At 71.1% G+C, this 23,010-nt stretch carries 22 protein-coding genes and 5 tRNA genes; 12 read left to right on the plus strand and 15 right to left on the minus strand.

Going from position 1 to position 23,010, the window contains the following annotated elements:
• Positions 1 to 58 precede the first annotated feature (58 nt).
• Positions 59 to 775, plus strand: a complete 717-nt coding sequence (gene ndgR / locus ABZ385_RS20150; RefSeq protein WP_058942291.1) for an IclR family transcriptional regulator NdgR — start codon at positions 59 to 61, stop codon at positions 773 to 775.
• 108 nt (positions 776 to 883) lie between these two features.
• On the opposite strand, the gene ABZ385_RS20155 is transcribed toward ndgR, so the two are convergent.
• Positions 884 to 1,369, minus strand: a complete 486-nt coding sequence (locus tag ABZ385_RS20155; protein ID WP_358698023.1) for a DUF4188 domain-containing protein — start codon at positions 1,367 to 1,369, stop codon at positions 884 to 886.
• A gap of 119 nt (positions 1,370 to 1,488) precedes the next feature.
• Here ABZ385_RS20155 and ABZ385_RS20160 point away from each other — a divergent pair, with 119 nt between their 5' ends.
• The gene (locus ABZ385_RS20160; RefSeq protein WP_358912461.1) at positions 1,489 to 2,139 is read left to right on the plus strand and encodes a MerR family transcriptional regulator; all 651 of its coding nucleotides are present in this window, start codon (positions 1,489 to 1,491) and stop codon (positions 2,137 to 2,139) included.
• Positions 2,140 to 2,204: 65 nt separating this feature from the next.
• Here ABZ385_RS20160 and ABZ385_RS20165 read toward each other — a convergent pair.
• From ABZ385_RS20165 to ABZ385_RS20205, 9 genes are all read right to left on the minus strand, one after another.
• A tRNA-Glu gene (locus ABZ385_RS20165) sits at positions 2,205 to 2,277 on the minus strand.
• Between the two features lie 22 nt (positions 2,278 to 2,299).
• Positions 2,300 to 2,371 (minus strand) — tRNA-Gln (locus ABZ385_RS20170).
• A 24-nt stretch (positions 2,372 to 2,395) separates the two neighbouring features.
• Positions 2,396 to 2,468 (minus strand) — tRNA-Glu (locus ABZ385_RS20175).
• 62 nt (positions 2,469 to 2,530) lie between these two features.
• Positions 2,531 to 2,603, minus strand: a tRNA-Glu gene (locus tag ABZ385_RS20180).
• A gap of 41 nt (positions 2,604 to 2,644) precedes the next feature.
• A tRNA-Gln gene (locus tag ABZ385_RS20185) sits at positions 2,645 to 2,716 on the minus strand.
• 88 nt (positions 2,717 to 2,804) lie between these two features.
• Positions 2,805 to 3,533, minus strand: a complete 729-nt coding sequence (locus ABZ385_RS20190; RefSeq protein ID WP_358589760.1) for an HAD family hydrolase — start codon at positions 3,531 to 3,533, stop codon at positions 2,805 to 2,807.
• A 100-nt stretch (positions 3,534 to 3,633) separates the two neighbouring features.
• Positions 3,634 to 5,112: a glutamate--tRNA ligase gene (gene gltX, locus ABZ385_RS20195; RefSeq protein ID WP_358589755.1), complete on the minus strand. Its 1,479-nt coding sequence runs from the start codon at positions 5,110 to 5,112 to the stop codon at positions 3,634 to 3,636.
• On the minus strand, positions 5,105 to 5,902 hold the full coding sequence (locus ABZ385_RS20200; RefSeq protein ID WP_358698020.1) for a fumarylacetoacetate hydrolase family protein: 798 nt from the start codon (positions 5,900 to 5,902) through the stop codon (positions 5,105 to 5,107). The genes gltX and ABZ385_RS20200 overlap by 8 nt, the downstream gene beginning before the upstream one ends.
• A gap of 154 nt (positions 5,903 to 6,056) precedes the next feature.
• Entirely contained in the window at positions 6,057 to 6,257 is a 201-nt protein-coding gene (locus ABZ385_RS20205; RefSeq protein WP_358589751.1) for a hypothetical protein, read from the minus strand.
• Between the two features lie 576 nt (positions 6,258 to 6,833).
• Here ABZ385_RS20205 and ABZ385_RS20210 point away from each other — a divergent pair.
• From ABZ385_RS20210 to ABZ385_RS20245, 8 genes are all read left to right on the plus strand, one after another.
• Complete coding sequence (locus tag ABZ385_RS20210) at positions 6,834 to 10,694, plus strand: nitrate- and nitrite sensing domain-containing protein (protein ID WP_358912462.1); 3,861 nt, start codon at positions 6,834 to 6,836, stop codon at positions 10,692 to 10,694.
• 9 nt (positions 10,695 to 10,703) lie between these two features.
• Positions 10,704 to 11,117, plus strand: a complete 414-nt coding sequence (locus tag ABZ385_RS20215) for a roadblock/LC7 domain-containing protein (protein WP_030787430.1) — start codon at positions 10,704 to 10,706, stop codon at positions 11,115 to 11,117.
• A gap of 143 nt (positions 11,118 to 11,260) precedes the next feature.
• Complete coding sequence (locus tag ABZ385_RS20220) at positions 11,261 to 11,662, plus strand: DUF742 domain-containing protein (protein ID WP_358589646.1); 402 nt, start codon at positions 11,261 to 11,263, stop codon at positions 11,660 to 11,662.
• Positions 11,643 to 12,242, plus strand: a complete 600-nt coding sequence (locus tag ABZ385_RS20225) for an ATP/GTP-binding protein (protein WP_125515316.1) — start codon at positions 11,643 to 11,645, stop codon at positions 12,240 to 12,242. The genes ABZ385_RS20220 and ABZ385_RS20225 overlap by 20 nt, the downstream gene beginning before the upstream one ends.
• 484 nt (positions 12,243 to 12,726) lie before the next feature.
• Positions 12,727 to 15,804, plus strand: a complete 3,078-nt coding sequence (locus ABZ385_RS20230; protein ID WP_358912512.1) for a nitrate- and nitrite sensing domain-containing protein — start codon at positions 12,727 to 12,729, stop codon at positions 15,802 to 15,804.
• Positions 15,805 to 15,814: 10 nt separating this feature from the next.
• Positions 15,815 to 16,228 carry a roadblock/LC7 domain-containing protein gene (locus ABZ385_RS20235; RefSeq protein WP_062779227.1) on the plus strand — a complete coding sequence of 138 codons (414 nt, stop codon included), beginning with the start codon at positions 15,815 to 15,817 and terminating at the stop codon, positions 16,226 to 16,228.
• Between the two features lie 95 nt (positions 16,229 to 16,323).
• A complete protein-coding gene (locus tag ABZ385_RS20240) occupies positions 16,324 to 16,914 on the plus strand; it encodes a DUF742 domain-containing protein (RefSeq protein ID WP_358589643.1) in 591 nt (196 codons plus the stop codon).
• Positions 16,895 to 17,479: an ATP/GTP-binding protein gene (locus ABZ385_RS20245; RefSeq protein WP_030361923.1), complete on the plus strand. Its 585-nt coding sequence runs from the start codon at positions 16,895 to 16,897 to the stop codon at positions 17,477 to 17,479. The genes ABZ385_RS20240 and ABZ385_RS20245 overlap by 20 nt, the downstream gene beginning before the upstream one ends.
• Here the strand turns inward: ABZ385_RS20245 and ABZ385_RS20250 are convergent.
• On the minus strand, positions 17,476 to 17,751 hold the full coding sequence (locus ABZ385_RS20250; RefSeq protein WP_358912464.1) for a tautomerase family protein: 276 nt from the start codon (positions 17,749 to 17,751) through the stop codon (positions 17,476 to 17,478). The two genes, ABZ385_RS20245 and ABZ385_RS20250, sit on opposite strands and share 4 nt — an antisense overlap.
• Between ABZ385_RS20250 and ABZ385_RS20255 the strand changes: the two genes are divergently transcribed.
• Positions 17,746 to 18,261, plus strand: coding sequence for a LysR family transcriptional regulator substrate-binding protein (locus ABZ385_RS20255; RefSeq protein ID WP_358912466.1), 516 nt, complete (start codon positions 17,746 to 17,748; stop codon positions 18,259 to 18,261). The genes ABZ385_RS20250 and ABZ385_RS20255 overlap by 6 nt on opposite strands.
• A 48-nt stretch (positions 18,262 to 18,309) precedes the next feature.
• On the opposite strand, the gene ABZ385_RS20260 is transcribed toward ABZ385_RS20255, so the two are convergent.
• The 4 genes from ABZ385_RS20260 to ABZ385_RS20275 form a co-directional block, all read right to left on the minus strand.
• Positions 18,310 to 18,504: an acyl-CoA carboxylase subunit epsilon gene (locus ABZ385_RS20260; RefSeq protein WP_358589636.1), complete on the minus strand. Its 195-nt coding sequence runs from the start codon at positions 18,502 to 18,504 to the stop codon at positions 18,310 to 18,312.
• Positions 18,505 to 18,552: 48 nt separating this feature from the next.
• Positions 18,553 to 20,145 carry an acyl-CoA carboxylase subunit beta gene (locus ABZ385_RS20265; protein ID WP_358912468.1) on the minus strand — a complete coding sequence of 531 codons (1,593 nt, stop codon included), beginning with the start codon at positions 20,143 to 20,145 and terminating at the stop codon, positions 18,553 to 18,555.
• A 299-nt stretch (positions 20,146 to 20,444) separates the two neighbouring features.
• A complete protein-coding gene (locus tag ABZ385_RS20270; protein WP_358579519.1) occupies positions 20,445 to 21,293 on the minus strand; it encodes a DUF4097 family beta strand repeat-containing protein in 849 nt (282 codons plus the stop codon).
• A 128-nt stretch (positions 21,294 to 21,421) separates the two neighbouring features.
• Positions 21,422 to 21,973, minus strand: a complete 552-nt coding sequence (locus ABZ385_RS20275; protein WP_358579517.1) for a hypothetical protein — start codon at positions 21,971 to 21,973, stop codon at positions 21,422 to 21,424.
• A gap of 308 nt (positions 21,974 to 22,281) precedes the next feature.
• Between ABZ385_RS20275 and ABZ385_RS20280 the strand changes: the two genes are divergently transcribed.
• A complete protein-coding gene (locus ABZ385_RS20280; protein ID WP_358579515.1) occupies positions 22,282 to 22,938 on the plus strand; it encodes a YceI family protein in 657 nt (218 codons plus the stop codon).
• The last annotated feature ends 72 nt before the right edge of the window (positions 22,939 to 23,010 follow it).

The raw sequence follows: 23,010 nt of genomic DNA on the forward strand, positions 1-23,010 counted from the left end.
GCGCGTTCCACGGAAAATTGAACTTGCGTTTCACAGAGTGAGACGCGAGTATCGACGCATGGACAACTCTAGCGGCGTCGGCGTTCTCGACAAGGCGGCTCTCGTCCTGAGCGCCCTGGAGTCCGGTCCGGCCACCCTCGCGGGGTTGGTCGCGGCCACCGGGCTCGCACGACCCACGGCCCATCGGCTGGCCGTGGCACTGGAACACCACCGGATGGTGGCGCGGGACATGCAGGGCCGTTTCATCCTCGGCCCGCGCCTCGCGGAGCTCGCGGCGGCGGCCGGCGAGGACCGCCTGCTCGCCACGGCGGGCCCGGTCCTCACGCACCTGCGCGACGTCACGGGCGAGAGTGCGCAGCTCTACCGCCGCCAGGGCGACATGCGCATCTGCGTCGCGGCGGCGGAGCGCCTCTCGGGTCTGCGGGACACCGTCCCGGTCGGCTCGACGCTCACCATGAAGGCGGGCTCCTCCGCGCAGATCCTGATGGCCTGGGAGGAGCCGGAGCGCCTGCACCGCGGCCTCCAGGGCGCCCGCTTCACGGCGACGGCCCTTTCGGGCGTACGGCGCCGGGGCTGGGCCCAGTCGATCGGCGAGCGGGAGCCGGGCGTCGCGTCCGTCTCCGCGCCCGTGCGGGGGCCCTCGAACCGCGTGGTCGCCGCCGTGTCGGTCTCCGGGCCGATCGAGCGCCTGACCCGTCACCCGGGCCGCATGCACGCCCAGGCGGTCATCGACGCGGCCGGGCGGCTCTCCGAGGCCCTGCGCCGCTCCGGTTGACACACCGCCTTCCCCGAGCGCTCGAAGGGGCCGCCCCAACGCCGCGGCGGCCCCTTCGAGCGCTCATTTCTTCGCGGGCGCCTTGTGCCCGCCTCTCAGGCCGGCCCCTCAGACCGTCCCGAGGCGGTCGGCCGCCCGGTCCCCGCGGCGCCCCACCGGGACCACGCCGGTGGCCTTCGCCAGGCCGAACGGCGGCATGTTGAGATAGATCGCCTCGTGCGCGCCGGCCGGCACGACATACGTCTCGTGCCAGAAGCCGACCTTGCCCCTGCCTTCCCGGATGCGCCGGTTGAAGGCCGCCCAGGCGGGCCGGTGGGCCTTGTCCCGCGCCGCCGAGTAGGCGAGCAGCTTCTCGCTCGACTCCCAGTACTGCACCACGTACAGCAGGCGCGGGCCGCCGTACAGCAGCCGGAAGCCCAGCATCCCGCTCCCCGGGTCCTTCGACAGTTCCTTGAGCATCCGCGGCATGGCCAGAAAGACGGGCCACCAACTGCGCACGGCGAGAAAGCTGTTGACGCGCATCCCGATGTGGAAGACGACCACCTCCCCCGTCGCCTCCGCGGTCATGCGCCCTTCGATCGGCTTGTCGCTCATGGCGGTCCCCCTTGGTAGAGCCCTGGCCGAACATTGGATAGTCCTGCTATCCATGATTGGATAGTGCCACTCTCCAAGCTGGGCCGCAAGGAGGGCTGCACAGGAGGAGGCGTGAATCGATGAGACTGGCGGAGTTGAGCCGGCGCGGCGGGGTTCCCACGGCCACGATCAAGTACTACTTGCGTGAGGGGTTGCTGCCGGCGGGTCGCCGGGTGACGGCGACGCAGGCCGAGTACGACGAGACGCATCTGCGGCGGCTGCGGCTCGTGCGGGCGCTGATCCAGGTGGGCCGGGTGCCGATCTCCTCGGCGCGCGAGGTCCTGGCCGCCCTGGAGGATGAGGAGCTGGACCACAACTCCCGTCTGGGCACGGCGGTTTGGGCTCTGCCGCACGGCCCGGAAGGCACCGGGGACGAGCCGGCCGAGGACGCGGCGCGGCGCACGGTGGACGCGCTGCTCGCCCGTCTCGGCTGGGAGGCGGCCCGCGCCTACGGGGACGAATCACCGGCGCACCGGATGCTCGTGACGGCGGTCGCCAGCCTGACGCGGCTCGGATATCCGTGCGCGGTCGAGGACTTGGCGCCCTATGCCCGCTCGGGGCACCAACTGGCCGTCGCCGACCTGGACTTGCTGGAGCGGTACGAGTCGCCCGACGAGCAGCTGGAGGCGGCGGTGGCGCTCACGGTGCTGTACGAGCCGGTGCTGCTGGCCCTGCGCCGGCTCGCGCACGGCGAGGAGTCGAACCGCCGCTACACACGGCGGGACGGGTGAGAGGAGCGGGACGGGCGGGAATGACGAAGAGACCCTCCCAGCGGGAAGGCCTCTCGTCTTTTCTGTACCCCCGACCGGATTCGAACCGGCGCTACCGCCTTGAGAGGGCGGCGTGCTAGGCCGCTACACAACGGGGGCTAGCTGATGCTGCTGTACTGCGCTGGGCTACCAGGACTCGAACCTAGAACAAAGGAACCAGAAACCTTCGTGTTGCCAATTACACCATAGCCCACTGGTGGTCTAGACCAGACCACAGTACCCCCGACCGGATTCGAACCGGCGCTACCGCCTTGAGAGGGCGGCGTGCTAGGCCGCTACACAACGGGGGCCCTAGCGATCCTGCATCAGGGACAGTGGGTGCGACCCGAGCTGTCCCCGTGGGAAGGATCTGTACCCCCGACCGGATTCGAACCGGCGCTACTGCCTTGAGAGGGCAGCGTGCTAGGCCGCTACACAACGGGGGCTTCGTGGACATGATCCACATTTTGCAGATGAGCTCTGCGAGCTGGCCTACCAGGACTCGAACCTAGACTAACGGAACCAGAAACCGTCGTGCTGCCAATTACACCATAGGCCATCAAACCGCAACCCCCTGGGGGGATTTTGTTTTGATGTGCGCTTCCCGGCCGGACCTTTCGGCCCTCTCGGGCGGCGCAGGAAGAACATTACCCGAAGGTGGACGGCGCTCCAAAACGGGTATCGGCGCGCAGCAGCGCGGGCAGCTCGGAGAGGTCCCTGATGCGGTGCACGCCGGTGGGGCCCTCCCCTCTCGTGCCGTCGCGGTCGAGCCAGACGGCGACCAGGCCCGCGTCCCGGGCGCCCCGGGCGTCGATCTCCGGCTGGTCGCCGACGTAGGCGATCTCGGCGGGGGCCAGCCCCAGCGCCGTACAGGCCGCGAGGAAGGCCTCGGCGGCCGGTTTGGAGACTCCGAGGTCGGCGGCGCACAGGACGGCCTCGAAGCGGTCGCGCACCCCGAGGAGCCGCAGCTTGCGGTCCTGGACGGCCAGCGCGGAGTTGGACAGGACGGCGTGGCGGTAGCCGTCGGCGAGGGCGTCCAGGGCGGGGAGCGTGTCCGGGAAGAGGGACCAGGCCGCCTCGTAGTGACCGACGTAACGGTGGAACCACGCGTCGGCGTCGGCGTCGCTCAGGCCGGGGGCGTCCAGGAAGTCGCGTACGCGGTCGCGGCGCTGCGCCTCGAAGGTGATGCCGCCCGCGCCGAAGCGGGCCCAGTGCCGCTCGGTGAGCAGCCGCCAGCGCTCCAGGGCGCGCTCGGCGGACTCGTGCCCCTCCAGGAGGCCTTCGGCGGTGAGGTGCGCGTGCATGCCGGTCATGTCGGCGCTCGCGTAGTCGAAGATCGTGTCGTCGATGTCCCAGACCACGGCTTTGACGGGCACGGCTTGGGCGGGCACTGCTTTGGCGGGCATGGCATCGACGGTAGGCGAAGGGCCCGGGAGCCGTCTCGGCTTCCGGGCCCTTCGTGCACGTATCCGCTGGTCAGGCGGTCAGCTTCGCCAGCGCCGCGTCGATGCGGGCCAGCGCCTTGTCCTTGCCCAGGATCTCCAGGGACTCGAAGAGAGGCAGGCCGATCGTGCGGCCGGTGACGGCGACGCGGACCGGGGCCTGGGCCTTGCCGAGCTTGAGGCCGTGCTCCTCGCCGGCGGCCAGGACGGCCTCCTTGAGGGACTCCGGAGAGCTCCAGTCGGCCGCCTCCAGCTTGGCGCGGGCCGTGCGCAGCAGGGCGTCGGAGCCCTCCTTCATGGCCTTGGTCCAGCTGGCCTCGTCGAAGACCGGCTCCGGCAGGAACAGGAAGTCGACGTTGTCGGTGATCTCGGAGAGGACCTTCAGGCGGGTCTGCGCGTGCGGCGCGATGGCCTGCCAGGCGGCCTCGTCGAAGTCCTCGGGCGCCCAGTTGGCGTGCGGGGCCCTCAGCCAGGGCTCGCAGGCCTCCGCGAACGCCTTCACGTCCAGCATGCGGATGTGGTCGGCGTTGATCGCCTCGGCCTTCTTCAGGTCGAAGCGGGCCGGGTTCGGGTTCACGTCCGCGACGTCGAACCGCGCCACCATGTCGGACATCGAGAAGAGGTCCTGGTCCGCGGAGAACGACCAGCCCAGGAGGGAGAGGTAGTTCAGCAGGCCCTCGGGGAGGAAGCCGCGCTCGCGGTAGACGTTGAGGGACGCCTGCGGGTCGCGCTTGGAGAGCTTCTTGTTGCCCTCGCCCATGACGTACGGGAGGTGGCCGAACTCGGGGATCGTCTTGGCGACGCCCAGCTCGATCAGCGCCTTGTAGAGGGCGATCTGGCGGGGCGTGGAGGAGAGCAGGTCCTCGCCGCGCAGGACGTGGGTGATCTCCATCAGGGCGTCGTCGACCGGGTTGACCAGCGTGTACAGCGGGGCGCCGTTGGCACGGACGATGCCGTAGTCGGTGACGTTCTCCGGCTGGACGGTGATCTCGCCGCGCACCAGGTCGGTGAAGGTGGTCGCCTCGTCCGGCATCTTGAAGCGGACGATGTGGCTGCGGCCCTCGGCCTCGTACGCCTGCTTCTGCTCGTCGGTGAGGGCGCGGCACAGGCCGTCGTAACCGGACGGCTTGCCGGCGGCGCGGGCGGCCTCGCGGCGGGCGTCCAGCTCCTCGGTGGTGCAGTAGCAGGGGTAGGCGTAGCCGCCGTCGAGGAGCTTGGCCGCCACGTCGCGGTAGATGTCCATGCGCTGCGACTGGCGGTACGGCGCGTGCGGGCCGCCGACCTCGGGGCCCTCGTCCCAGTCGAGGCCCAGCCAGCGCATCGAGTCCAGGAGCTGCGCGTAGGACTCCTCGGAGTCGCGCGCCGCGTCGGTGTCCTCGATGCGGAAGACCAGGGTGCCCTCGTTGTGCCGGGCGTAGGCCCAGTTGAACAGGGCGGTGCGGACCAGGCCCACATGGGGGTTGCCGGTCGGGGAGGGACAGAACCGTACGCGTACGGGGGTCGCGTTAGCCACGCTTGATCACCTTGTTGGTGAGAGTGCCGATGCCTTCGATGGTGACGGCGACCTCGTCGCCGACGTTGAGGGGCCCGACGCCGGCCGGGGTGCCCGTGAGGATGACGTCGCCGGGGAGCAGCGTCATGGCCTCGGAGATGTTGACGATGAGGTCCTCGATGGAGTGGGTCATCTCGCTGGTGCGGCCGAGCTGGCGCTGCTGGCCGTTGACCGTGCACTGGATGGTGAGGTCGTTCGCGGCGGCCAGGTCCAGCCCCGTCTCCACCCAGGGGCCCAGCGGGCAGGAGCTGTCGAAGCCCTTGGCGCGGGCCCACTGCTTCTCGCGGCGCTGCACGTCGCGCGCGGTGACGTCGTTCGCGCAGGTGTAGCCGAAGATCACGTCCTTGACCCGCTCGCGCGGGACCTCGCGGCACATGCGGCCGATGACCACGGCCAGCTCGGCCTCGTGGTGCAGCTCCTCGGAGAACGAGGGGTACGTGATGGCGTCCCCGGAGCCGACGAGCGAGGTGGACGGCTTCAGGAAGGCGAAGGGGACGTCCGGCGTCTCGTTGCCGAGCTCCGCCGCGTGCTCCGCGTAGTTGCGGCCGAAGGCCACGATCTTGTTGGGGAGCACCGGCGGCAGCAGGCGGACCTTGCTCAGCGGGACCTTGGTGCCGGACAGCTCGAAGTCGGCGTACGGGATGCCCTTGATGATGTCGAGGACGAGGCCGCCCTCTTTGCCGGGGGCGCTCTCCCCCTCGACCGCGCCGTAGCCGACATTGCCGTCGATGGAGAACCTGGCGATGCGCACGCTCTTGCCTCTTGAGGTGGTTGCGGTGTGACACCCCAGGCTAACGCGGGGGCCTGCGGCCTGCTGACGGGTGTGTCTGCCGTGGCCCCCTGTCTTCGCCTCGGTCTGTCGCCGCTTCGCGGCTCGTCCTCAAACGCCGGACGGGCTGATTTCGTCAGGCGCCGGAGGGGGTGAAGGTCTCGGGGGTTTCCATGAGGATCGTGCGCTTGGGGTTGGCGGTCTGGGTGGGGAGGTCGACGGCGTGCTCCGGGAGCTCGGCCGCGCGCTGGACGTCGTCGGCGTCCTTCAGATGCGCGAGAGTGGTGCGGCGCGGGTTGGCTATGTTGCGGAACATGGTGGACTTCACAGTCTTCATCTGCTGTTCGGACCTTGTCGGTTGAGGCGTCGTCTGACGGACGCGGGTTTGTCGGTCTCGCCATCCCTGTAAAGCGTCAGGCTAAACATCCAATTCCCGGCGAAAGTCCGGAAGAGGCCATGATCTTCATGTGAGTTTGCTCACGAATGAGCGGGCAAAAGGGTCAAACCAGGCCCCTCCTGCGGCAGTTGGAAACGGACATTGCGCCACTGAAGGCACCATTCCGCTCCTGATCATGAAGACTGGGACACCCCCTCTCGGTAGCGCCTTTGCGGGGATGCGCCCGTTTTGACCCAGATCACTTTCTACGTCTCGTGACCCTGCCCTCACACGGTGTCACCCGGTCGGGGGGCCGACACGCGGGCCTTGTTGGAGATCCGGCACTGTGCTGGAATTCCCGGGACCGCCGCGGGATCGAACCGGCGCGCAGAGGCGCAACGCAGCGCCGAGTGGCGGCGGGAAGGGGGAGCAGCGCCGGTCACTCAACGACCACCCATGGGGCGCCTGACGCCCCACGACGCCGACACCGTCCCGCCGTCAAGCGGCAGGACGCCTGGTCCAGAGGTTGCGACGCTAGTGCAGGGACGTTTCAAGAGGGATGGCAAGGGGTCTCCCCAGGCCGGTCGCGGCCGAGGGGATGCCTCGGCGGAGCCGGAGCGCGGCGGCGACCGCGGCTCCTCGCCCCAGCACGCCCAGAACCCGGGACCGGGCGCGCCCGGCGGCACGGCCGGCGCCGCGCGCCAGGGTGCGACGGGCACCGGCCCGACGGCCGCCCCGGCCAAGGGCAAGGGCAAGGGTGCGTCCGACGCCAAGACTCCCCCCGGCCCCGGCTCACGAATAGCGCTGCGCAACTGGCGCATCTCCACCCGCCTGGTGTCGCTGCTCGCGCTCCCCGTGATCACCGCGACCTCGCTCGGCGCGCTCCGCATCAACTCGTCCATGGACGAGATCCAGCAGCTCGACAACATGAAGCTGCTGACCGACATGACCAAGCAGGCCACGGCGCTGGCCGCGGCGCTCCAGGAGGAGCGCGACAAGTCCGCGGGCCCCCTCTCGCACGGCGCGACGGCCTCGGACTACACGGTCAAGGGCGCGCGCGCCAAGACCGACCGGATCTACCGCAACTTCCTCCAGGGCACCCAGGACCTGAACGACTCGGACGGCGAGAAGGGTCTGCTCGGCGTCCGGCACAGCGCGGTCCAGATCACCCAGCAGCTCCAGCAGATCAACAAGGTCCGCAAGGACGCCTACAAGAAGGGCACCTCGACGTCGCAGACCGTCGAGGCCTACAGCCAGCTCGTCGAGCAGCTGCTCGCGCTGTCGCAGGACATGGCCCAGGCGACCAGCAATCCGGACATGATCCAGCGCACCCGCGCCCTGGCCGCCTTCTCCTCGGCCAAGGAGTACGCCTCGGTGCAGCGGGCGATCATCGCCGCCGCCCTGCCCCCGAACGACTCCGAGTACGGCAAGCTCAGCGAGACGGACCGCACCTTCGGTCTCAGTGCCAACGAGAAGGAGCGCTCGCAGCTCCAGACGTTCAGCAAGATCTACGCGGGCAACGCCGGGGACCTGACCAAGCCCATCGACGGCGGCAACAACTCGATCCAGTCCTCCGACGAGTACGCCAAGCGCGTCCTCGAACAGGAGGGCGGCATCAAGCTCCAGGACAAGAAGTCGTACAAGGACTGGGTCGACAACGACGCCACCAAGATCGACGCGATGTCCAAGATCGAGCTGACGCTGCTCGGCGAGATGGAGCAGAAGGCCCGCGAGCTGCGCAACGAGTCGGAGCAGTCGGCCATCCTCAACGGTGCGCTGATCCTGCTCGTGCTCGGCGTCTCCCTCGTCGGCGCCTTCGTCGTCGCCCGGTCCATGATCCGCTCGCTGCGCCGGCTCCAGGACACCGCGACCAAGGTCGCCCAGGACCGCCTGCCCGAGCTGGTCAAGCAGCTCTCGGAGTCGGACCCGCAGGACGTCGACACCTCCGTGGAGTCCGTCGGTGTGCACTCCCGGGACGAGATCGGCCAGGTGGCCGCGGCCTTCGACGACGTGCACCGCGAGGCCGTCCGCCTCGCCGCCGAGCAGGCCCTTCTGCGGGGCAACGTCAACGCGATGTTCACCAACCTCTCGCGCCGCTCGCAGGGCCTCATCCAGCGCCAGCTCTCGCTCATCTCCGAGCTGGAGTCCCGCGAGGCCGACCCCGACCAGCTCTCCTCGCTCTTCAAGCTCGACCACCTCGCGACCCGCATGCGCCGTAACGGCGAGAACCTCCTCGTGCTCGCCGGTGAGGAGCCGGGACGGCGCTGGACCCGGCCCGTGCCGCTCGTCGACGTGCTGCGCGCCGCCGCGTCCGAGGTGGAGCAGTACGAGCGGATCGAACTGTCCGCCGTGCCCGCCACCGAGGTCGCCGGCCGCGTCGTCAACGACCTCGTGCACCTGCTCGCCGAGCTGCTGGAGAACGCCACCTCGTTCTCCTCGCCGCAGACCAAGGTCAAGGTCACCGGTCACGCGCTGCCCGACGGCCGCGTCCTGATCGAGATCCACGACACCGGCATCGGCCTCTCCCCCGAGGACCTCGCCGCGATCAACGAGCGGCTCGCCTCGCCGCCCACCGTGGACGTCTCCGTCTCCCGCCGCATGGGTCTGTTCGTGGTCGGCCGCCTCTCGCAGCGCCACGGCATCCGCATCCAGCTGCGCCCCTCCGACTCCGGCGGCACGACCGCGCTGGTCATGCTCCCCGTCGACGTCGCCCAGGGCGGCAAGAAGATGCCCGGCAAGCCCGGTCCGTCCGGTGGTCCCGCGGCCGCTCAGGCCGCCGCGGGCGCCGCGGCCGCACGCCGCGGGGTCGGTGCCGGCAACGGCGGCCCGGCGCTCGGCAGCGGCCCCGGCGGTGCCGGTGGCCCCGGCCGCGGTGGTCCCGCGCTCGGCGGTGGGCCTGGTGGCCCCGGCCTGGGCGGCCCCGGTGGCGCGGGCAGGCCCGGTGCCCCGGCGCCGCGCCAGCAGGTCGCCGGTTTGGGTCCGCGCGCCGCGCTGCCCGCCCGGGACACCGGCCAGCAGCGTCCGCCGGCCACGCCTCAGGGGCAGCAGGGGCAGCAGGGCCGTAAGACTCCTCAGCAGGCGCAGGGGCACCAGCAGCAGGCGCCGCAGGGCGGCCGTGGCGGCGGTGTCCAGCAGCCGCCGGTCCCCCAGCAGCGTACGAACGCCATGCCCCCGCCGGCCGACGGCGACCCGGGGCGCCGGCCTCAGCTGCCGCCCCGCGGCGGGCCCCGCGCCGAGCTGCCCGGGGGCAACCCCCAGCCGCGCGTGCCCAGCTGGAGCGAGGAGAACGCGCGGCCGCAGTCGCGCGAGCCCTTCGACGCGCCGCGCGGTCACGAGGAGCACGAGTCCACCGGCCAGTTCACGCAGCCCACCGCGGCCCCCGACGACCGGCAGGGTCCGGGCTCCACCGCGCAGTTCCCCCGCCCCGACTTCGACGCGCCGCCCCCGGGCACCCCCGCGCCGCAGGACCAGGGCACCGGCCAGTTCGTCCGCTCGGACGTCTTCGGCGGCCAGGGCGACGCCCAGCAGGGCGCACCGCAGCACCAGCAGCCCCAGCACAACCCGCAGCAGGGTCAGCAGGGTCAGCCGCGCCGGCCGCAGGGCCAGGCAGGCGGCCCCGCGCAGCCCGGCGGCCCCGCGCAGCACGGCAATCGGGAGATGCCCGACTACACCGTGCCGCGTCCGCCCGCCCCGCGCCGCGGCCAGGGCGGCGACCCGCACCAGGGCCTGCCGCACCAGCCGCAGGCCGCCGAGCAGCAGCCGGGGTCCGCGCGGCCCGAGGACCTGCTGCCCGCCGCCGGCCCCGGTGACGGCCGTACGCCGCTGTACGACACGCTGGAGACCAACTGGTTCCAGCAGCAGCAGGACCAGCGCGCCCAGGCCGAGCAGCAGAGCCGTCAGCCGGAGCAGCAGCAGGCCCGGCACGGCCGCCCGGACGGTGGCCGCGCCGCGGAGCCCGCGCAGCAGCAGACTCCGGAGCAGGCGCCCCAGGGCCCCGGCCCGCAGCGTCCGCTGCCCTCGCGGTCCCCGCGTCAGGCCGCGCCCGGCGCGCCGGGCAACGCCAACACCCAGAACGGCGCGACCCCCGCCACCCCCGCCACCCCGGCCGGCTGGCGCTCCTCCCCCAACGACGAGCTGGGCCGCCAGGCCGAGCGCGTCCGCCAGCCCACCGCGGGCGGCGTCACCACATCCGGACTGCCGCGTCGCGTCCCGAGGGCCAACCTGGTCGCGGGCACGGCCCAGCAGCAGCAGGACAGCGCAGGTCCGCAGGTCTCGCGTGCGCCCGACGACGTGCGCGGCCGGCTGACGAATCTCCGTCGGGGCATTCAGCAGGGTCGACAGGCCGGTACCGGCCAGACCGGCAGTTTCCCTCGCCCCACTCACCAGCAGGAGCGTTAGTTGAGTCCGATGAGCCAGGCGGCACAGAATCTGAACTGGTTGATCACCAACTTCGTGGACAACACCCCAGGGGTGTCCCACACGGTCGTGGTCTCCGCCGACGGCCTCCTTCTGGCCATGTCCGAGGGGTTCCCGCGCGACCGCGCCGACCAGCTGGCCGCGGTCGCCTCTGGGCTGACCTCGCTCACGGCCGGGGCCTCCCGGATCTTCGAGGGCGGCACCGTCACCCAGACCGTGGTGGAGATGGAGCGGGGGTTCCTCTTCATCATGTCGGTCTCCGACGGCTCCTCCCTGGCCGTGCTGGCGCACCCCGAGTGCGACATCGGCCTCGTCGGGTACGAGATGGCGCTGCTCGTCGACCGCGCGGGGGCGGTTCTCACCCCGGACCTGCGCGCCGAGTTGCAGGGCAGCCTGCTCCACTAGCGCGGCGCCGGCCCAGCCGCGCTCCCGCCCCTTCGGCCGCCCCACCGACCGAACGTACTGACCAACCGTCCGGCCGCCACATGCCCCCACCGGCTCTGTCAGACGGCACACGCAGATGACCTGCTGTCCCGCCCGGAGGATCCATGACCCCGCCCACCGCCTCTCACAACCCGTACGGCGACGCCTCGTACGGAATGGAGGGCGACCAGCCGCTGGTGCGTCCGTACGCGATGACCGGCGGCCGGACCCGGCCCCGCTACCAGCTCGCCATAGAGGCGCTGGTGAGCACCACGGCCGACCCGGCCCAGCTGATGGGGATGCTTCCCGAGCACCAGCGGATCTGCCACCTGTGCCGTGAGGTCAAGTCGGTGGCCGAGGTCTCGGCCCTCTTGTCGATGCCGCTCGGTGTGGCCCGGATCCTGGTGGCGGACCTGGCCGAGGCCGGGCTCGTCGCCATCCACCAGCCCGGCGGCGACGAGTCCGCCGGCGGCCAGCCTGCCGTGACACTGCTCGAAAGGGTGCTCAGTGGACTTCGCAAGCTCTAACGGCTCGGGCGGCTCAGGCTCCGGTTCCGGCCGTTCCACCACCTCCGCCAAGATCGTGGTGGCGGGCGGCTTCGGCGTGGGCAAGACCACGTTCGTCGGGGCGGTCTCTGAGATCAACCCGCTGCGCACCGAGGCCGTCATGACGTCCGCGTCCGCGGGCATCGACGACCTCACCCACACCGGGGACAAGACCACCACCACGGTGGCCATGGACTTCGGCCGCATCACCCTGGACCAGGACCTGATCCTGTACCTCTTCGGCACCCCCGGACAGGACCGCTTCTGGTTCATGTGGGACGACCTCGTCCGCGGCGCCATCGGAGCCGTCGTCCTCGTCGACACCAGGCGCCTCGCCGACTGCTTCCCCGCCGTCGACTACTTCGAGAACAGCGGCCTGCCCTTCGTCATCGCCCTCAACGGCTTCGACGGACACCAGCCCTACACCCCCGACGAAGTCCGCGAAGCCCTGCAGATCGGTCCCGGGACGCCGATCATCACCACCGACGCGCGACACCGTGCAGACGCAAAGAGTGGCTTGATCACGCTGGTGGAGCACGCACTTATGGCACGTCTCAAGTAGGCAGGTGTATACGGAAGTTGTCGTAGCCTGATCGGAGGGGTCTGTGTCCTTAGACACGGGCCGACGCCGTATTCATAACGTTTCGACAGAGAATTGTCCGGTGACCGCCACGCGTCGCGGTCGCCTGGTGCCACTGTGCTCACAAGAGCCCCGCCTTTTGGCGGGGCTCGCTCTTTATGACCGATTTATCTGAGGCTTACACCACTCGGGACTTGTGCATCCCACTGTTTGGAAGAGCGGCGCCTGACGTGCTGGAATGCGCTGAACTGCCCAGTAGCACGGGCCTTGGAGACGACAGCGGCACGAGAGTGAGTGCCGCCGCCGAGAGGTTGTTGGTCGAGTGAGGCGAAGCAAGACGAGCCCCGCGGCACCCCCCACCGGGGACGCGCGGGGCAACTTCACCCCGCCGCCGCGCACAGCGGCGTCCCCCGTTGACGTGAGCGGCGCCCCCGGCAACGAGCCCCCGGCTCCCTCCGGCGGCCGGATGTCGCCCCGCAACTGGCGCGTGCCGACCAAGCTGAACGCCATCCTCCTCATACCCGTGCTCGTCGGCCTGGTCATGGGCGGCTTCCAGGTGAAGGGCTCCATCGACACCTGGAACGAGGCCCAGGACGCCGAGAACACCGCCCGCCTGGTGCGGGCCTCCCTCGACTACGGCAACCGCCTCATCGAGGAACGCGACATCTCCGCCGTCCCGCTGCTGAACGGCAAGCGCGACGACCCGGCCGTCCTGCGGGCCCGCAAGGCCACCGACAAGGCGGCCGCCGCGTTCAAGGACGCCACGGAGAAGATGCCGGACAAGGAAGGCCTCAACCGTCGTCTCGACGCCTTCCACAAGGTGGAGCCCAAGCTGGTTCCGCTGCGTCAGGCCGCCTACACCACCAAGCTGAGTGGCGCCCAGACCGAAGAGGGCTACGTCGCCATCCAGCACCCCCTGATGGAGTTCGCCAACGAACTCGGTCTGGGCACCGGCAACATCACCAGCTACGGCCGTACCGTCTACGCGATCTCGCTCTCCAAGGCCGCGCTGTCGCTCCAGCGGTCCCTCGGCACCCACCTGCTGGTCAAGCCGGGCCCCGGCACCGGTTCGCTCACGCTCCAGCGCACCTCGCTCTCCTCGTACGCCTACCTGGAGCGCATCGCCATCGAGGAGTACACCGGTGGTGGCACCCCCGAGGACGTCGCGAAGCTGGAGCGGGCGAAGAAGGAGCTGACGGCCGCCGCCGAGAAGCAGGCCGATCCGCCGCCGTCGCAGGAGAAGATGGTCGCGGCGCTCGCCACCATGGAGAGCACGCAGCCGAGCACCCGCGTCGAGCTGGCGAGCCGGGGCATCACGCGCCAGGCCTGGTGGGCGACCACCAGCGCCAAGTTCGACGCCTACCGCACGATCGAGTCGGACCTCGCCGACAAGGCCGTGGACGAGGCGTCCGACATCGCCGCCACCGCGCAGCGCAACGCCTACATCACCGGCGCCATCGTGGTGCTCGCCCTGCTCGCCGCCTTCATCCTGGCCGGGATGATGGCGCGCCAGATGTCCCGTGCCATGCGCCGGCTGCGCACCGCCGCCTTCGGCATCGCCGAGCAGCGCCTGCCGATGCTGGTCGACCAGCTCTCGCGCACCGACCCGGGCCGCGTGGACACCCGCGTACAGCCCATCCCGATCTCCACCACGGACGAGATCGGCGAGGTCGCCCGCGCCTTCGACCAGGTGCACCGCGAGGCCGTGCGGCTCGCCGCCGAGCAGGCCCTGCTCCGCGGCAACATCAACGCGATCTTCACCAACCTCTCGCGCCGCAACCAGTCGCTGATCGAGGGCCAGCTGACCCTCATCACCGACCTGGAGAACAACGAGGCCGACCCGGACCAGCTGGAGAACCTCTTCCGCCTGGACCACCTGGCGACCCGCATGCGCCGCAACGGCGAGAACCTCCTGGTCCTCTCCGGCGAGGAGCCGGGCCGCCGCTGGGACCAGCCGGTCCCGCTGGTCGACGTGCTGCGCGCCGCCTCCTCCGAGGTGGAGCAGTACGAGCGCATCGAGCTGGAGGGCGTCCCGGAGGCCGAGATCCACGGCCTGGCCGTGACCGACCTCGTGCACCTGCTGGCCGAGCTGCTCGAGAACGCCACCACGTTCTCCTCGCCGCAGACCAAGGTCCGCGTCACCGCGACCCGGCTGCCCGACGGCCGCGTCATGGTCGAGATCCACGACAAGGGCATCGGCCTCACCGCCGAGGACTTCGCGGACATCAACCACAAGCTGGCCAACCCGCCGACCGTGGACGCCGCGATCTCGCAGCGCATGGGCCTGTTCGTGGTCGGCCGCCTCGCCGACCGGCACGGCATCCGCGTCCAGCTGCGCCCCTCGGGCGAGCAGGCGGGCACGACCTCGCTGGTCATGCTGCCGGACGGCATCACGCACGGTGGCGGTGGCGAGCACGCGCAGGACCCCGAGTTCACCGTCTCCTCGATCATCCCCGAGCAGCAGGTACCGGCGGCCGAGCCGCTGCGCACCGCCGCGGAGCTGGGCTTCGACGACAGCCGCTACCACGGTGACGGCGGCGAGCCGCAGGGTCTCGACCCGGTCGGCCGCTCGCTGATGCGCGAGGAGCGCAGGGCGGCCCTGGAGGCGCAGGCCCACCAGCCGGGCGGCGGCCGCCCGCTCTTCCGCGACGAGGTCGAGCCGCAGCAGCAGCCGCACCAGCCCCAGCAGCCGTACCAGGCCCAGCAGGCCCAGCAGGCCCAGCAGCAGGACGCGTACGAGCCGCAGCACTCCCCCGCGTACGACGAGCAGCAGAGCTCGTACGACCAGGGCAGGCCGGCGTACGGGGGCGACGACTACGCCGGTGAGCAGTACGCCGCCGCCCCGCACACCGACGCGCAGTACGCCGACACGCAGTACGCCGAGGGGCAGTACGACAACGGCCAGTACGTCGAGGGCGGCTACGGCGAGCAGCGGCAGGCGCCCGCGTACGACGAGCGGTACTACCCGGCGCAGGACGGTTACCAGGACCCCCAGCTCTCCTATCCGGAACGTACCGGCCAGGACGACTGGCCCAGCGGTGACGGCCACCAGCCTGATTACGGTCAGGAAGCGGAATCCGCTCAGGCCCCCGCGGCCGGCGCCGAGAGCGTAGGCTTCGAGCGGCCGGGACCGGGTCCGTCCGCCGTCCACGACCTGACCGACGCGGGTCTCCCCCGCCGCGGCCCCTCGGGCCCGAACGGGAACGGGAGCGCCCCCGCCACGACCGACGGCCACGGCGGGCAGAACGGCCGTGACCTGCGTTCGTCCAACGACGAGCGCTGGCAGCGGGCCGAGCGCCTCAAGGAGCCGAAGGCGGGCGGAGTCACCTCGTCCGGGCTCCCGCGGCGGGTGCCCAAGGCCAATCTGGTCGAGGGCACCGCGGAACAGACCCCCCAGGGCGGCCCCCAGGTCTCCCGCGACCCCGAGGAAGTCCGGGGCAGGCTGAGCAACCTGCGCCGCGGCGTCCAGCGGGGCCGCAACACCAGCAGTGACACGAATGGCCAGGGCTTCAGCCCTGATAGCACCTACAACCAGGAGCGTTAGTGTGAGCCCGATGAGCCAGGCGGCGCAGAACCTGAACTGGTTGATCACCAACTTCGTGGACAACACCCCAGGGGTGTCCCACACGGTGGTGGTCTCCGCCGACGGACTCCTTCTGGCGATGTCCGAAGGGTTCCCCCGTGACCGTGCCGACCAGCTCGCGGCCGTCGCCTCGGGTCTGACCTCCCTCACGGCCGGGGCCTCCCGGATCTTCGAGGGCGGCGCCGTGACCCAGACCGTTGTGGAGATGGAGCGAGGATTTCTCTTCATCATGTCCATTTCCGACGGTTCCTCGCTCGCCGTTCTCGCCCACCCGGACGCGGACATCGGCCTCGTCGGGTACGAAATGGCACTTCTCGTCGATCGTGCGGGCACCGTCCTCACGCCGGACCTGCGCGCGGAGCTCCAGGGGAGCCTTCTCAACTAACAGACAGACGGTGCGTTTTCGCGTCCCGGCCCCGTAAGGTTTCGGGACGCGGCTCCACAGTGATGGTGCCCGGCACAGTCGGAGGAGGAAGCAACGTGGCAACACCCCCAGACAGTTCGTCATCGGCGAACTGGACCCCTGGTCATGGCCAGGGTGGTCAGCACGACGGCGGGCCGAACCGGTACAACTTCCCCTCCGCGCCGAGTCACCGCCGCCAGCCCTACGCGCCGTCCCAGCAGCCCGGTCCGCGCCCCTACGACCAGGGCACGCCGGGGCGCGCGCCCCGGATCCAGCCCGTGCAGCCCCAGCGGCGCGCCCCCGAACCGGCGCCCGCCGCGGCGGCGCACAACCCGCTGGTGCGCCCGTACGCCATGACGGGCGGCCGCACCAGGCCGCGTTACCAGCTCGCCATCGAGGCGCTGGTGCACACCACCGCACAGCCGCACCAGTTGCAGGGCCAGTTGCCCGAGCATCAGCGGATCTGCAACCTGTGCCGCGAGATCAAGTCAGTCGCTGAGATCTCGGCACTGCTCACCATTCCCCTCGGCGTCGCCCGGATCCTCGTAGCCGACCTGGCGGAGGCCGGACTTGTCGCCATCCACCAGCCCGGCGGCGACGAGTCCGCCGGCGGCCAGCCAGACGTGACACTGCTCGAAAGGGTGCTCAGTGGACTTCGCAAGCTCTAGCGGCGGAGCAACAGCCCGCTCCACCACCAGCGCGAAAATCGTGGTGGCGGGCGGCTTCGGCGTGGGCAAGACCACGTTCGTCGGGGCGGTCTCTGAGATCAACCCGCTGCGCACCGAGGCCGTCATGACGTCCGCGTCCGCGGGCATCGACGACCTCACCCACACCGGGGACAAGACGACGACCACCGTCGCCATGGACTTCGGCCGCATCACCCTGGACCAGGACCTGATCCTGTACCTCTTCGGCACCCCCGGACAGGACCGCTTCTGGTTCATGTGGGACGACCTGGTGCGCGGCGCCATCGGCGCCGTCGTCCTCGTCGACACCAGGCGCCTCGCCGACTGCTTCCCCGCCGTCGACTACTTCGAGAACAGCGGCCTGCCCTTCGTCATCGCCCTCAACGGCTTCGACGGACACCAGCCCTACACCCCCGACGAAGTCCGCGAAGCCCTGCAGATCGGCCCGGACACCCCCATCATCACCACCGACGCCCGCCACCGCGCGGACGCGAAGAGCGCGCTGATCACGCTGGTCGAACACGCCCTGATGGCACGACTGCGCTAGCGTCCCCCCGCTTCTCGGTAGTGCTCGAACTGGGTCACGCCCCGATAGCCGTAGCTCTCGGGGTGCAGTTCGTGCAGGGCGACACCGCCACGGGCGAGCGGGCCGAGCAGCTCGGTGAGCAAGGTGTGGGCCGCGGCGATGAAGGCCGCCTTCTGCGCCGCGCTGTCGGTGCCCGCCGTGAGGCTGACCTCCAGGTGCGCGTCGCGGGCGGCGCCCGTCAGGGGTTTTCCGGCGACGTGGTACCGGTCGGCGGGGACGAGGTCGAGGTGCACGATCGTGCGCGCCCTCGACTTGCCGAGGGCGGAGACGGCCAGGTCGGTCAGTCCTTCGGCGAGGTGATCGATCCGCCGCCCGGGCCCGGTGTGCCGCTCGCCGACGACGGCTACCGGGCGCTGCTCCCGCGCGATCACCCGCTGGCGGGCGAGGCGGCCGTCGACGTACGCGATCTGGAGGACGACGCGTTCCTCGTCTCGCCGGGCGGTTGCGAGGAGCGGGTACGGGAGCTGTACCGCCTGGCCGGGGGGCGGGTGGGCCCGGTGCGGCGGGTGCGGGACCTGGCCACGCTGATCAGCATGGTGCAGGCCGGGATGGGGGTGAGCGTCCTGTCCGAGGTCTCCGAGGCGCTGGTCCCGGCCGACCTCGTCCTGCTGCCGGTGGAGCCACGGGCCGCGCGTCGGCTGGTCCTGAGCGGGCCGCGCGGCCGGCCCTGGCAGCCGGCGGTGCGGGCCCTCGCGGAGTCGGCCGCCGTCCATCTCCGGGGGTCCGTGGCAACGCACACGTGAGGCCCCGTCCTCCTGAGGGAGGTACGGGGCCTTGGTGAGGCGGTGGTGTCAGCCCTGCCAGCTGTGCGGGGCGCGGAAGCCGGGGGTGCGCTCCAGGCGGCGCCAGCCGGCCTTGTCGCGGCCGCGGCGGGCGGGGGCGTCGGCGGGCCGGGCTGCGGCGCGGGCCAGCAGGATCGCGGTGATGGCCGCGACTTCCTCGGGCTCGGCGTGCCCCTTCTCCACTCTGATGTCGGGCGGTGTCATCTGCGGCGTTCTCCTTGTGGGCTGCTGCGGCGCGGGCCGGTCCCGCCGTTACTGCGGGGGGTTGCCGTGCTTGCGCGAGGGCAGATCGGCGTGTTTGTTGGCGAGCATCGCGAGGGAGTTGATGAGGACCTCGCGGGTCTCGGCGGGGTCGATGACGTCGTCGACCAGGCCGCGTTCGGCGGCGTAGTAGGGGTGCATCAGTTCGGCCTTGTACTCCTTGACCATGCGGGCGCGCATGGCTTCGGGGTCTTCGGCTGCGGCGATCTGGCGGCGGAAGATGACGTTGGCGGCGCCTTCGGCGCCCATCACGGCGATCTCGTTGGTGGGCCAGGCGTAGGTGAGGTCGGCGCCGATGGACTGGCTGTCCATGACGATGTAGGCGCCGCCGTAGGCCTTGCGCAGGATGAGGGAGATGCGGGGGACGGTGGCGTTGCAGTAGGCGTAGAGGAGTTTCGCGCCGTGGCGGATGATGCCGCCGTGTTCCTGGTCGACGCCGGGCAGGAAGCCGGGGACGTCCAGGAGGGTGACGATGGGGATGTTGAACGCGTCGCACATCTGCACGAAGCGGGCGGCCTTCTCGGAGGCCTCGATGTCCAGGACGCCGGCCAGGGCCTGCGGCTGGTTCGCCACGATGCCCACGACCTTGCCGTCCAGACGGGCCAGGGCGCAGATGATGTTCCGCGCCCAGCGCTCGTGAATTTCCAGGAAGTCGCCCTCGTCGACCAGTTCCTCGATGACCTTGGCCATGTCGTACGGGCGGTTGCCGTCCGCCGGCACCAGGTCGAGCAGCACGTCGGAACGGCGGTCGGCCGGGTCCTGCGACTCGTGCGTCGGCGGGTTCTCCCGGTTGTTGGACGGGAGCATCGAGATCAGGTAGCGGACCTCGGCCAGGCAGGTCTCTTCGTCGTCGTACGCGAAGTGGCACACACCGGAGGTCTCGGCGTGGACGTCGGCACCGCCCAGGCCGTTCTGGGTGATCTCCTCGCCGGTCACGGCCTTCACCACGTCCGGTCCCGTGATGAACATCTGCGAGGTCTCGCGGACCATGAACACGAAGTCCGTGAGGGCCGGGCTGTACGCCGCGCCGCCCGCGCACGGGCCCAGCATCACGCTGATCTGCGGGATGACACCGGACGCCTTGGTGTTGCGCTGGAAGATGCCGCCGTAGCCGGCGAGCGCGGAGACGCCCTCCTGGATACGGGCGCCCGCGCCGTCGTTCAGGGAGACCAGCGGCGCACCGGCCGCGATGGCCATGTCCATGATCTTGTGGATCTTCGTGGCGTGCGCCTCACCGAGCGCGCCGCCGAAGATGCGGAAGTCGTGCGCGTAGACGAACACCGTCCGGCCCTCGACCGTGCCCCAACCGGTGATCACACCGTCCGTGTACGGCTTCTTGGCCTCCAGACCGAAACCGGTCGCCCGGTGCCGGCGCAGCTGCTCGACCTCGCGGAACGACCCGGGGTCGACGAGCAGCTCGATCCGCTCGCGTGCGGTCAGCTTGCCCTTGGCGTGCTGCGCCTCGGTCGCCTTCTCGCTGGGCCCGCGCAGCGCCGCCGCACGGATCTCGTGCAGTTCGGCCACGCGCCCACGCGCGTCGGTGGGCTCGCCCCCGGAAGAGGCGGTCTCGTCCAAAACGGTCATGTAGCGACCTTACGGAGCGCCCCCGGGGAAACGGACCGTCGACTCTGTACAGTCTCCGGGCCGTTTTCCTGGCACCCCCGGACAGAAGAGGGCGGGGTCACCGAAGAAGTGACTGCTCAGGCCCTCGCCAACTGTAGGGGTTCCACAAAAATACGCGGGACAGTGGCGTCCGGAGAGACCTGGCCGGTCGTTAGCCCGGTTGAGAGACGCCTCACAGCGGCGGTCCGCGTACGCGCTTCGGGGGCCGCCGCGTTGGCGAGGGCCGACAAAGCCGGCGGGGCGTCCGGCGCGCGGGCCGGTCAGGCCCGGCTGACCGTGATGTCGCCCAGGCCGGTGCGGGCCCGCACCTTGACGACGTCCACGTCCGCGTCCGTGCTCGCGGCCGGCGCCTCGGCCTCCGCCAGCGGCTGACGCACCGCCCCGGCGCTCGTCCGTACGTCGAGCCAGGCCGCCGTGCCCTCGCGGATGCCGATCTCGATCTGGCCGGCGGCCGTCTCCAGGACGGCTGTGCCGCGCACCAGCTCCCTGACCCGCAAAGCGCCGTTGGCGGTCCTGAGCCTGACGTCCCCGGCCGCGCTGCCGACGGTGACGGCGCCGTTGGACGCCTTCACCTCGATGTCGCCCCCGATCGCCCCGAGGTCGGTGGTGCCGTTGGAGTTCTTGACCGTCACCGTGCCCGTGACGTCGCCGACGCGGATCTCGCCGGAGGCGGTGACGCGGAGGGCGCCGTCCACCCGGCCCACGGAGACATCGCCGTGGCCGGTGGTGAGGCGGAGGCCGGCCCCCTGCTCGACCTGGAGGTCGCCAGCGCCCGTCTTGATCTCGCAGTCGCCGAGCGTGCCGCGCGCCGTGACGTGCGCGAGCCCGGTGTCGACCCGCAGCGCGGAGCCGGCCGGCAGCGTGATCTCCACGTCGAGCGAGGAGCCCTTGCTGAACGGGGAACGGTCCTTGGGACCCTTGACCGAGAGGGTGCCGTTCACGAAGTCGACGCGGGTGCGCTCGGCCGCCTTGACGTCCGCGTCCCGGGCGGCTTGGCCGGGGCGTACCTCGACGGTGGTCCGCGCGGCGTCCCCGGCGACGACGCGCAGGGTCCCGGCGTCGAAGGCGACGCCCGCGGTGATCGGTTCGGGCGTGTCGAAAACAGGCATGGCAGTCCCGTCCTAGTGGCTCGACGGGCCCTGGCGGGCCCGGTGCCGGCGCGGCAGATCGCGTCGGCCGCGCGAAGTCGTGCGGTGGTGTGTGCGGGCCTGGCCCGGTGGGGCGGCGCGAGGGCGGGTCAGCGTACCCAGCCCGTGAAGGCGGTGCCGAATCCCAGTCCGTCGCGGTGGCCCGAGGGGGCGGCGGGCCTGCCGTCGGGCTGGTCGAGGGCGGCGGAGACCGCGCGGACGAGCCAGGCGTTGACCGACAGGCCGTCACGGCCGGCCGCCTCTTCCACGCGGGTCTTGATGTGGGCCGGGAGGCGGAGGTTGACGCGGGCCGTGCCGCCCTCGTCGGAGGCGTCCGGCGGGGGCGGCGCGGTGGGGGGTGCCGCCTTGAGTGCCATGAGGGCCGCGTACTCCGCCTGGGCGTCGAACGGTTCCTGCGCGGGCGGGAGCGTCACCACGAACTCGGGGTCGAGCCCGCGCAGCCTGACGTCGACCGATCCCGGCGCCAGATCGCTGGTGATCTCCTCGGCGGCGGCGGACAGGGCGTTCAGCAGGGTGAGCCGGGCGGCCGACTCCAGGGGGGCGGTGAGGCGTTCGGCCAGGGCGCGGGCCTCCTCGCCCCCGGCTTCGGCGGCGACCGCGAGCTCCTGCCGGAGGTGGTCGACGTACTGCGTGAGGTTCATGGCGTCATAGTGGCACCGTTGTGGCGCCATCGCAAATGTGGGCGGCGGCGCGGGTGGGCTAACGGCCTCTTCGGCGGCTCGCGTTTGCGCTTTGGGCCAGGTCACCGGGGTTGAGGAGGAGCTTGACCCCTTGTGGCGTCAGCTTGGCACCATGACCTCGACCTCTTGCGGCTCGCGCCCGCCACCCGGGGGGTTCGAACCCTCCAGAACGCTAGAGGTTGAATGTTGAACCAAGTCGCGCTACCTTCGTTCTTGTTGAACCTTCAACTGAAGCTCCCCGTCGGAGCTCATCCCCCAAGGAGCACGCCATGGGTCTCTTCGGCCGCAAGAACGACACCACCGCCACCGACACCACCACCGTCGCCGCCCCGGCGCCCGCCGCGGTCGACCCGGGGCTCGCCGCGCTGACCGGCGACTACACCATCGACCCCGCGCACACCACGATCGGCTTCGTCGCCCGGCACGCCATGGTCACCAACGTCAAGGGCTCCTTCCTCGACGTCTCGGGCACCCTGCACCTGGACGGTGCCGACCCGGCCCGCTCGACGGCCTCCCTCGACGTGCGGATGGACAGCATCGACACGGGCAACGCCGACCGCGACGGGCACCTCAAGAGCGCGGACTTCTTCAAGACGGAGGAGTTCCCCCGGATGACGTTCCGCTCCACCGCGGCGGAGTTCCTCGGCGGCGACGACTACCGCGTCACCGGCGACCTGACGATCCTCGGCACGACCCGGCCGCTCACCATCGACCTGGAGTTCAACGGCTCCGCCAAGGACCCGTTCGGCAACGAGCGCGTGGGCTTCGAGGGCAAGGCCGAGATCCTGCGGTCCCAGTGGGGCCTCACGTGGAACGCCGCGCTGGAGACGGGCGGCGTCCTGGTCTCCGACAAGATCAAGCTGAACTTCGACATCTCGGCGATCAGGTCGGACGAGTCGGTTGCGCCGGGCGAGTCGGGCTCCTGACCTTCGACGCCGGCCGAGGGGCCGAGTCCGGCTCGGGGCGGCCCAGTCCGGCTCCGGACGACCGAGTCCGGC

Origin of the sequence: Streptomyces sp. NPDC005898 (assembly GCF_040629635.1) — a bacterium.
Classification (GTDB): domain Bacteria; phylum Actinomycetota; class Actinomycetes; order Streptomycetales; family Streptomycetaceae; genus Streptomyces.

Excerpts from the sequence above, each read along its gene's own strand:
- ndgR (WP_058942291.1), top strand. The coding sequence starts at position 59 with ATGGACAACTCTAGCGGCGTCGGCGTTCTCGACAAGGCGGCTCTCGTC.
- ABZ385_RS20155 (WP_358698023.1), bottom strand. The coding sequence starts at position 1,369 with ATGAGCGACAAGCCGATCGAAGGGCGCATGACCGCGGAGGCGACGGGG.
- ABZ385_RS20160 (WP_358912461.1), top strand. The coding sequence starts at position 1,489 with ATGAGACTGGCGGAGTTGAGCCGGCGCGGCGGGGTTCCCACGGCCACG.
- ABZ385_RS20205 (WP_358589751.1), bottom strand. The coding sequence starts at position 6,257 with ATGAAGACTGTGAAGTCCACCATGTTCCGCAACATAGCCAACCCGCGC.
- ABZ385_RS20215 (WP_030787430.1), top strand. The coding sequence starts at position 10,704 with ATGAGCCAGGCGGCACAGAATCTGAACTGGTTGATCACCAACTTCGTG.
- ABZ385_RS20220 (WP_358589646.1), top strand. The coding sequence starts at position 11,261 with ATGACCCCGCCCACCGCCTCTCACAACCCGTACGGCGACGCCTCGTAC.
- ABZ385_RS20230 (WP_358912512.1), top strand. The coding sequence starts at position 12,727 with ATGTCGCCCCGCAACTGGCGCGTGCCGACCAAGCTGAACGCCATCCTC.
- ABZ385_RS20235 (WP_062779227.1), top strand. The coding sequence starts at position 15,815 with ATGAGCCAGGCGGCGCAGAACCTGAACTGGTTGATCACCAACTTCGTG.
- ABZ385_RS20260 (WP_358589636.1), bottom strand. The coding sequence starts at position 18,504 with ATGACACCGCCCGACATCAGAGTGGAGAAGGGGCACGCCGAGCCCGAG.
- ABZ385_RS20265 (WP_358912468.1), bottom strand. The coding sequence starts at position 20,145 with ATGACCGTTTTGGACGAGACCGCCTCTTCCGGGGGCGAGCCCACCGAC.
- ABZ385_RS20270 (WP_358579519.1), bottom strand. The coding sequence starts at position 21,293 with ATGCCTGTTTTCGACACGCCCGAACCGATCACCGCGGGCGTCGCCTTC.
- ABZ385_RS20275 (WP_358579517.1), bottom strand. The coding sequence starts at position 21,973 with ATGAACCTCACGCAGTACGTCGACCACCTCCGGCAGGAGCTCGCGGTC.
- ABZ385_RS20280 (WP_358579515.1), top strand. The coding sequence starts at position 22,282 with ATGGGTCTCTTCGGCCGCAAGAACGACACCACCGCCACCGACACCACC.